Source organism: Citrobacter sp. S55_ASV_140, assembly GCF_018919505.1.
GTDB classification, from domain to species: domain Bacteria; phylum Pseudomonadota; class Gammaproteobacteria; order Enterobacterales; family Enterobacteriaceae; genus Citrobacter; species Citrobacter werkmanii.
Window position 1 is genome coordinate 1 of record NZ_JAHLQZ010000173.1, and the last position, 8,527, is coordinate 8,527.

An 8,527-nucleotide genomic window follows, 5' to 3' on the forward strand; every position below is an offset into this window, starting at 1 on the left:
GAGAGGCAGTTCAGGTCGGTGTGAATAACCAGATTGGCAACATTACGGTGGACGAATAATTCGCCCGGTTCCAGACCGGTCAATCGTTCAGCGGGAACGCGGCTATCGGAACATCCAATCCATAGAAAACGTGGATTCTGCGCATGTGTCAGCGTTTCAAAAAATCCGGGATCCTCTTCTACCAGCATCTTTGACCATAGTGCATTGTTGCTGATGAGTGTATCTATGTCTTTCATGGAGTTGTACGACCCGAAACCAGATAAATTCGATGGGCTAATATAGGGTAACTCCAGCATTAATTAAACTATATATGAAATGTCAGAACGTAAGGTAAGTAAAAAACCATGACCATTGCTCTGGAACTTCAAGAACTTAAGAAAACCTATCCCGGTGGCGTGCAGGCGCTACGCGGCATAGATTTGCAAGTCGAAGCGGGTGATTTTTATGCGCTTTTGGGACCGAATGGCGCAGGTAAATCCACCACCATCGGCATTATCAGTTCGCTGGTGAATAAAACTTCCGGACGGGTAAGCGTCTTCGGATACGATCTCGATAAAGATACGGTTAACGCTAAACGTCAGCTTGGTCTGGTGCCGCAGGAGTTTAACTTTAACCCGTTTGAAACCGTGCAGCAGATCGTGGTCAACCAGGCAGGTTACTACGGCGTTGAGCATAAAGAAGCCGTTAAGCGTAGCGAAATATATCTAAAACAGCTCGACTTGTGGGAAAAGCGTAACGAACGTGCGCGTATGCTTTCCGGCGGGATGAAACGTCGTCTGATGATCGCTCGTGCGCTGATGCATGAGCCAAAGCTGTTGATTCTCGACGAACCGACGGCGGGCGTCGACATTGAGCTACGTCGTTCAATGTGGGGCTTTTTAAAAGATTTAAATGATAAAGGCACCACAATTATTCTGACCACCCACTATCTCGAAGAAGCGGAAATGCTGTGTCGCAATATCGGTATTATTCAGCACGGCGAGCTGGTGGAAAATACCTCCATGAAGAGCCTGCTCTCTAAACTGAAATCAGAAACCTTTATTCTCGATCTGGCGCCGAAAAGCCCGCTGCCAAAACTGGAAGGGTATCAGTATCGTCTGGTTGATACCTCGACGCTGGAAGTGGAAGTTCTGCGTGAGCAAGGGGTTAACAGCGTGTTCTCACAACTGAGCGCCCAGGGTATTCAGGTATTAAGTATGCGTAACAAAGCGAACCGACTGGAAGAACTGTTTGTTTCTCTGGTGCATGAAAAACAAGGAGATCGCGCATGATGCAGCTGTATTGGGTTGCGCTGAAAAGCATCTGGGCGAAAGAGATCCACCGCTTTATGCGTATCTGGGTCCAGACTCTGGTTCCTCCCGTCATCACCATGACGCTCTATTTTATTATTTTTGGTAATTTGATTGGCTCGCGTATCGGCGAAATGCATGGTTTTAGCTACATGCAGTTTATTGTGCCGGGGCTGATTATGATGGCTGTAATCACCAACTCGTACGCTAACGTGGCATCGTCATTCTTTAGCGCCAAGTTTCAACGTAATATTGAAGAACTGCTGGTCGCTCCGGTACCGACGCACGTCATTATCGCTGGTTTTGTCGGCGGCGGCGTGGCGCGCGGGCTGTGCGTGGGCATTCTGGTTACCGCGGTGTCGCTGTTCTTTGTGCCGTTCCAGGTACATTCGTGGGTGTTTGTGGCGCTCACATTGGTGCTGACCGCGATTCTGTTCTCGCTGGCGGGCTTACTGAATGCAGTCTTCGCCAAAACCTTTGACGATATCAGCCTGATCCCAACCTTCGTACTAACACCACTGACCTACCTGGGGGGCGTATTCTATTCGTTAACGCTGCTGCCGCCGTTCTGGCAGGGGCTGTCGCACCTGAACCCAATTGTCTACATGATCAGCGGATTCCGCTACGGCTTCCTGGGTATCCATGATGTTCCGCTGGTCACCACGTTTGGCGTGCTGGTGGTGTTCATCGCGGTGTTTTATTTGCTGTGCTGGTACCTGATCCAGCGTGGACGCGGTTTGCGCAGTTAGTTCTTTCTTCCTCTCTCTGCTCGGGAGAGGAAGACTTTTGACGCTTATCACCATTATGGATTTATCACATTGATAAACTACTTGCCTGCTAAGGAGGAAGGCAATGTTAGGTTGGGTAATTACCTGTCATGACGATAAGGCACAGGATATGCTGCATCGTCTGGAGCAGAAGCACGGCCCGTTGGCCCAATGCCAGGCGGTAAGTTTTTGGCGTGGGCTCAGCTCAAATATGCTGAGCCGCATGATGTGTCACGCCCTGCATGCTACTGACTCAGGCGAGGGCGTGATCTTCCTGACGGATACCGCGGGGGCCGCACCGTACCGCGTGGCCTCGTTAATGAGCCACAAACACCCCCAGTGTGAAGTGATTTCAGGTATCAGCTATTCATTGCTTGAGCGAATGCTTTCGTCGCGGGAATCAATGAGCAGCTCTGCGTTTCGCGATTGCATTGTTACGCTTGGCGGGCCGGAGGTCTCAAGCCTCTGGCATCAACAACAAAAAAATCCCCCCTTCGTGTTGAAGCATGATTTGTACGAGTATTAATCGTTGGTATTGATGGCGCTTTTGCTACAATAGCCGAGGTTTCTCGCCTCGGTTCGGTTATCTCATATGGTTATGCGCGTTGTGCTTATTTTGTTGCTCCTGTCTTCTGGCAGCGTAGCTGCGGCTTTGCCTGCTCGCTACATGCAAACTACCGAAGCGGCTGCCGTGTGGGCGCAGATAGGTGACAAAATGGTGACGGTGGGGAATGTTCGCGCCGGGCAGATCCTTGCCGTAGAGCCGATAGCGGCTGACTATTACGAATTCACCTTTGGCTTTGGTACCGGATTTATTGATAAGGGGCATCTGGAGCCTGTTCAGGGGCGGCAGAAAGTTGACGATGGTTTGGGCGATCTCAATAAACCCCTCAGCAATCAAAGCCTGATTACCTGGAAAGATACACCGGTTTATAATGCCCCGGATGTCGGTAGCGCCCCGTTTGGCGTGCTGGCGGATAATCTGCGCTATCCCATAATCAGTAAGCTTAAAGACCGACTCAACCAGACGTGGTACCAGATCCGCATTGGCGGCAGACTGGCCTATATCAGTGCTCTGGATGCGCAGGAAGACAACGGCATCCCGGTGTTAACCTATCATCATATTCTGCGTGATGAAGAGAATACCCGCTTTCGTCACACCTCCACCACAACCTCCGTACGCGCTTTTAGCAACCAGATGGCCTGGCTACACGATCGCGGCTACACGACGCTGACGATGTATCAATTGGAAGGCTATGTACGCAACAATATGAACCTCCCGGCGCGGGCGGTGGTGCTGACTTTCGACGATGGTCTGAAGTCGGTGAGTCGTTATGCTTATCCGGTGTTGAAACAGAACGGCATGAAGGCGACGGCGTTTATCATCTCGTCACGCATTAAGCGCCATCCGCAGAAGTGGGATCCGAAATCGCTACAGTTTATGAGCGTCTCTGAACTGAATGGGATCAGGGATGTGTTTGACTTCCAGTCGCATACCCATTTTTTACATCGAGTGGACGCTTATCATCGGCCGATCCTGCTGAGCCGCAACTATCACAACATTCTGTTCGATTTTGCCCGTTCGCGGCGGGCGCTGTCCCAGTTCAATCCTCACGTCCTGTATCTTTCATATCCGTTTGGCGGTTATAACGCCACGGCGGTAAAAGCGGCGGGCGATGCGGGATTTCACATGGCGGTAACCACGGTGAGAGGGAAGGTGAAGCCGGGCGATAATCCGATGCTGCTCAAAAGGCTGTATATTTTACGCACGGATTCGCTGGAAACGATGTCGCGGCTGATCGTCAATCAGCCGCAGGGGTAAGGACTATCAGGCAACCTGGACCGGAATAGCTTTCGCGGTGCGCTTCATTTCGTTGTCGCCTTCAAAGTAGGCCACTTTCGGCCGCCATGTCCGGGCTTCTTCATCAGACATGGTGACGAAGCTGGCGATAATCACAATGTCGCCAACCTCAGCGCAATGCGCCGCCGCACCGTTCACCGAGATGATTTTGGAGCCGCGTTCAGCCGCAATCGCATAGGTTGAGAAACGTTTCCCATTGGTCACGTTCCAGATATCAATCGCTTCGTTTTCCAGAATACCGGAGGCATCGAGGAAATCCTGGTCAATGGCACAGGAACCTTCGTAGTGCAGGTCCGCCTGCGTGACTTTTACGCGGTGGAGCTTGCCTTGCAGCATGGTGCGAATCATAACTTCTATACCCTGTCGTTTATCTTGGCTAAGCAGGCGCTTGAAGCCTGCTTTGGAAATTCTCAGGCAGTATTGCCCGATTTTTAACCCCTGTCTACTGGGCTAATGTAACGCTTTGATTATCGATCAAACGCGCCTGTCCCAGCCATGCGGCGACCAGAATGACCGCACGTTTGCTGTTTTCGGTGAGTTCAAGCAGCGTGTCGGCATCGCGGATCTGAATGTCGTCGGCGCGGAAGCCTTTTTCATTCAGTTCTTGCGCTGCAATGGCAATCATCTCGTCCAGGTCACGCTCACCGGCCTGTAACTTTTCGCCGATGCCGCTCATCACTTTGTATAATCCTGGGGCGATTTTACGCTGCTCTGCCGTCAGATACCCGTTACGCGAGCTGAGCGCCAGACCATCTTTGGCGCGGATAATCGGCACGCCGACTATCTCAATGTCGTAGCCCAGATCGGCGACCATTTTGCGAATCAGCGCCAGTTGCTGGAAATCCTTCTCGCCAAAGCAGGCGATATCCGGCTGGATCAGGTTGAACAGCTTGCTGACGATAGTTGAGACACCGCGGAAGTGGCCCGGACGGCTGGCGCCTTCCAGCATGGTAGAGAGGCCGGGAACATCAACGTACGTCTGGCCTTCCAGCCCCTGCGGGTAGATTTCCTCAACGGCTGGAGCAAAGACATAATCGACTTTGCGCTTGTTCAGTTTTTCGCAGTCTTCCTGCAGCGTGCGCGGATAGCGCACCAAATCTTCCGGTCTGTCGAATTGCATCGGATTGACGAAAATGCTGACGATGACCACATCAGCCCGGGCTTTTGCCTCATCGACCAGTTTCATATGGCCGTCGTGCAGATTGCCCATAGAGGGAACCAATGCGACGCGTTTGCCTTCCTGGCGCAGACGACGGACATGCTGACGCAGCAGCGGCAGGGTTTCGATAATTAACACACCTGGACTCCTTAATGGAAACTGTGTTCTTCGCCCGGATAAACGCCGGACTCCACTTCTGCCATATACTGCCGTACGGCGGCGCGTATGTCGCCCGCTTCGGCAAGGAAATTTTTCGCGAATTTTGGAATATGACCGCCGGTGATGCCAAACGCATCGTGCATTACCAGGATCTGACCATCGGTGACGTTGCCCGCGCCGATGCCGATCACCGGAATCGACAGCGCTTCAGTAACGCGCTTCGCCAGTTCAACCGGCACGCATTCCAGCACCAACAGTTGAGCGCCTGCCGCTTCTAAGGCCAGCGCGTCATCCAGCAGTACCTGCCCGGCGTCGCCGCGGCCCTGAATTTTATAGCCGCCGAAGATATTCACCGATTGCGGCGTCAGCCCCAGATGACCACAAACCGGGACGGCGCGTTCGGTGAGCATTTTCACCGTATCAACCAACCATGCGCCGCCTTCAATCTTGACCATATTGGCCCCCGCACGCATCACGATGGCCGCGTTTTCAAACGTCTGTTCCGGCGTGGCATAAGCCATAAACGGCAGGTCGGAGAGCAGCAGGCAGTTCGGCGCGCCACGGCGAACGGCGCGGGTGTGGTAGGCGATATCTTCCACGGTGACCGGCAGGGTGGAGTCGTGCCCCTGAATTGTCATGCCCAGTGAGTCGCCCACCAGCATCACGTTGATGCCTTCATCGGCGAATAATTTGGCGAAGCTGTAATCGTACGCGGTAATGGTGGCGAAGCGTTTCTTTTCCTGTTTGCATTTCTGTAACAGCGAAATGGTGGTCGGTTTCATAACATTTCCTGATGATGAAAGTCATATTTACCGGCATTCTAACAGTCACATTCAGGGGGGCAATTGATTTAAGCAATCGTTTGGCGCTAAAGCAGTAAACGCTAAAGGGGAGGCTATGTTTTACCAGTGGGCGGGTTTTGCCGCACCAAGATGGGTGAGATGCTGATGCAGGCTGATACCATCCGGAAAGATCAGATCAGGGGCGATCTCAAACAGCGGCCACAGCATAAAGCCCCGCTTTTTCATGTCGTAGTGCGGCACGGTCAGACGGTCGGTGTTAATCACTTCATCGCCAAACAGCATAATGTCGAGATCCAGCGTACGCGGACCCCAGCGTTCGGCCTTGCGCACACGCCCCTGTTGCAGCTCAATGCGCTGGGTATGGTTAAGCAATTCTTCTGGGGCGAGAGCGGTATCCAGCGCCACGGCGGCGTTCAGGTAATCGGGCTGATCCTGTGGGCCTAATGGCGGTGTGCGGTAAAATGAAGAGACGGCCACAATGCGGCTGTCGGGAATTTCACCGATCGCCTGTACGGCAGCATTCACCTGTTCCAGCGGGGAGGCGAGGTTGCTGCCAATAGCGATATATACCCGTCGTCTTTCAAGCTGCATCTGTGTTGGCTTTCCTCGCTCATCCCAGTCACGTACTGATGTACGCTCCCGGGAGTTCGCTGTGTCGCCGCATTGATGCAACCCCAAATCCATTGGGTATTCGCGATTGGTCACGCGGAGCCCTCGCGGCGTGGCGCGCGTTTACGTGGGCGACGATGACGACGACGTTCAGGCTCTTCATCCAGCTCGTTCAGCATGCCTTTTTGCTCCGGCGGCGCTGAAACCTGGAATTCACCCCACCATTGAGCCAGACGCTGCAGCTCGGCGTTGTTTTCCACTTCTGCACGCAGGGCCAGCAGGTCGTAGGCGGCGCGGAACTTCGGATGTTCCATCAGCTTCCAGGCGCGTTTGCCCTGACGACGGGACATGCGTAACTGCAACTGCCAGATATCGCGGGTCAGCGAGGTTAATCGTTTCGGGATTGCCAGCGAGCGACAGGCTTCGTCGAGTACGTCATTCATTGCCAGTGCGAAAGCGTCGTAATAGGCCAGGCCGCTTTCTTGCGCGATTTTCTGCGCGGCTTCCAGTAACGGATACCAGAACATGGCGGCGAACAAGAACGCCGGGTTAACGCGCATATCATTGTTAATGCGGTTATCGGTATTCTTCAGCACCTGGGCGATAATGCGTTCCATCGGGCTGTCACCGTCTTCGGTGAAGTAGCGCGTAATGGTTGGGAACAGCGGCTGGAATAGGCTGTACTCACGCAGTTTTTTATAGGTTTCATACCCATAGCCCGCCTGTAACAACTTAAGCGCTTCTTCAAACAGGCGTGCGGGAGGAATGTCGTTCAACAGCGTTGCCAGACGCGGGATCGGCTCTGCGGTTTCCGGGCTGATACGCATGTCGAGCTTGGCGGCAAAGCGCACGGCGCGCAGCATACGTACGGGATCTTCGCGATAGCGCGTTTCCGGATTACCGATCAGGCGAATGATGCCTTCTTCGAGATCCTGCATGCCACCGACGTAATCACGCACGGTGAAATCGGCCACGCTGTAATACAGGCTGTTGATCGTGAAATCGCGACGCTGGGCATCTTCTTCAATGGAGCCAAAGATGTTATCGCGTAGCAGCATACCGTTTTGCCCGCGTTGCGACGTGGTGCGATCGGCTTCGCTGCCTTCATGATGGCCGCGAAAGGTCGCCACTTCGATAATTTCCGGGCCAAACATCACATGCGCAAGGCGGAAACGGCGACCGACCAGACGACAGTTGCGAAACAGTTTTCGCACCTGATCCGGCGTTGCGTTAGTGGTGACATCAAAATCTTTTGGCTTTTTGCCCAGCAAAAGATCGCGCACGCCCCCACCAACCAGCCATGCCTCGTATCCAGCCTTATTGAGCCTGTACATTACCTTCAGGGCATTTTCACTGATATCTTTGCGGGAGATTGAGTGCTGCTCACGCGGGATTACCGTCATATGTGGACGGGCGACGGCAAGCTCGGCCTCGCGCTCCTCGCGGCTTAGCACCTTGCGGCAAAAATTAGCGACTCGGGTAAAAATAGTGCACCTCGGTAGTGTCAAACTTCAATCAGAACAAGTGTTGCTGTGTAAAAATAGCGGCTAATCATAGCTCAGCGTGGCGCATTTGAGAATGGCGTATTTACGATCGCTGATTCTGGCACCGTTGTCAGACTCCAGTTTTTGACGGCAAACTGAAGGATCTGATCGACCTGCATTTCCTGCCACGCGATATCCGCACGCTGGCCGAGAAAGCGCAGCGCGGCAATAATCACCGGACGTGGATCGCCTTGCGGCAGGGCAGGTGCATGATTTTGTTTGGAAAGTTTAGCGCCTTGTTCGTTAAGCGCCAGCGGCAGATGAATATAGTCTGGCGCCTGCCAGCCAAACTGCTGATACAACGAAATTTGCCGCACCGTCGGTTCTATGAGATCG

The 8,527-nt window shown here is 53.3% G+C and carries 11 protein-coding genes; 4 read left to right on the top strand and 7 right to left on the bottom strand.

Going from position 1 to position 8,527, the window contains the following annotated elements; genetic code table 11:
- Positions 1-236, bottom strand: a 236-nt coding sequence (locus KQJ18_RS19010) for a carbonic anhydrase (protein WP_275945697.1), incomplete at its 3' end; no start/stop codon positions are given.
- Positions 237-344: 108 nt separating this feature from the next.
- Here KQJ18_RS19010 and KQJ18_RS19015 point away from each other — a divergent pair.
- The 4 genes from KQJ18_RS19015 (at position 345) to KQJ18_RS19030 (ending at position 3,878) form a co-directional block, all read left to right on the top strand.
- Entirely contained in the window at positions 345-1,271 is a 927-nt protein-coding gene (locus KQJ18_RS19015) for an ABC transporter ATP-binding protein (protein WP_038637310.1), read from the top strand.
- Positions 1,268-2,038, top strand: a complete 771-nt coding sequence (locus KQJ18_RS19020; protein ID WP_038637314.1) for an ABC transporter permease — start codon at positions 1,268-1,270, stop codon at positions 2,036-2,038. Before KQJ18_RS19015 ends, KQJ18_RS19020 begins: the two co-directional genes overlap by 4 nt.
- Positions 2,039-2,141: 103 nt before the next feature.
- Positions 2,142-2,582, top strand: coding sequence for a PTS sugar transporter subunit IIA (locus KQJ18_RS19025; protein WP_038637318.1), 441 nt, complete (start codon positions 2,142-2,144; stop codon positions 2,580-2,582).
- A 66-nt stretch (positions 2,583-2,648) separates the two neighbouring features.
- On the top strand, positions 2,649-3,878 hold the full coding sequence (locus tag KQJ18_RS19030) for a polysaccharide deacetylase family protein (RefSeq protein ID WP_085048293.1): 1,230 nt from the start codon (positions 2,649-2,651) through the stop codon (positions 3,876-3,878).
- Between the two features lie 6 nt (positions 3,879-3,884).
- On the opposite strand, the gene panD is transcribed toward KQJ18_RS19030, so the two are convergent.
- The 6 genes from panD to KQJ18_RS19060 all read right to left on the bottom strand — a co-directional run.
- Entirely contained in the window at positions 3,885-4,265 is a 381-nt protein-coding gene (gene panD, locus KQJ18_RS19035; protein ID WP_023178331.1) for an aspartate 1-decarboxylase, read from the bottom strand.
- A gap of 94 nt (positions 4,266-4,359) precedes the next feature.
- The gene (gene panC, locus KQJ18_RS19040) at positions 4,360-5,214 is read right to left on the bottom strand and encodes a pantoate--beta-alanine ligase (RefSeq protein ID WP_038637327.1); all 855 of its coding nucleotides are present in this window, start codon (positions 5,212-5,214) and stop codon (positions 4,360-4,362) included.
- 11 nt (positions 5,215-5,225) lie between these two features.
- Positions 5,226-6,017, bottom strand: a complete 792-nt coding sequence (panB, locus tag KQJ18_RS19045) for a 3-methyl-2-oxobutanoate hydroxymethyltransferase (protein WP_150344664.1) — start codon at positions 6,015-6,017, stop codon at positions 5,226-5,228.
- 120 nt (positions 6,018-6,137) lie between these two features.
- Entirely contained in the window at positions 6,138-6,629 is a 492-nt protein-coding gene (gene folK, locus KQJ18_RS19050) for a 2-amino-4-hydroxy-6-hydroxymethyldihydropteridine diphosphokinase (protein WP_199979810.1), read from the bottom strand.
- 110 nt (positions 6,630-6,739) lie between these two features.
- On the bottom strand, positions 6,740-8,134 hold the full coding sequence (gene pcnB, locus KQJ18_RS19055; protein WP_204525718.1) for a polynucleotide adenylyltransferase PcnB: 1,395 nt from the start codon (positions 8,132-8,134) through the stop codon (positions 6,740-6,742).
- 71 nt (positions 8,135-8,205) lie between these two features.
- Positions 8,206-8,527: glutamate--tRNA ligase family protein (locus KQJ18_RS19060; RefSeq protein WP_253297529.1), on the bottom strand; the 322-nt coding region annotated here is incomplete at its 5' end.

What these genes read in the sequence shown, in the direction of transcription:
- KQJ18_RS19015 (WP_038637310.1), top strand. Translation starts at nt 345, where the DNA reads ATGACCATTGCTCTGGAACTTCAAGAACTTAAGAAAACCTATCCCGGT.
- KQJ18_RS19020 (WP_038637314.1), top strand. Translation starts at nt 1,268, where the DNA reads ATGATGCAGCTGTATTGGGTTGCGCTGAAAAGCATCTGGGCGAAAGAG.
- KQJ18_RS19025 (WP_038637318.1), top strand. Translation starts at nt 2,142, where the DNA reads ATGTTAGGTTGGGTAATTACCTGTCATGACGATAAGGCACAGGATATG.
- KQJ18_RS19030 (WP_085048293.1), top strand. Translation starts at nt 2,649, where the DNA reads ATGGTTATGCGCGTTGTGCTTATTTTGTTGCTCCTGTCTTCTGGCAGC.
- panD (WP_023178331.1), bottom strand. Translation starts at nt 4,265, where the DNA reads ATGATTCGCACCATGCTGCAAGGCAAGCTCCACCGCGTAAAAGTCACG.
- panB (WP_150344664.1), bottom strand. Translation starts at nt 6,017, where the DNA reads ATGAAACCGACCACCATTTCGCTGTTACAGAAATGCAAACAGGAAAAG.
- folK (WP_199979810.1), bottom strand. Translation starts at nt 6,629, where the DNA reads ATGCAGCTTGAAAGACGACGGGTATATATCGCTATTGGCAGCAACCTC.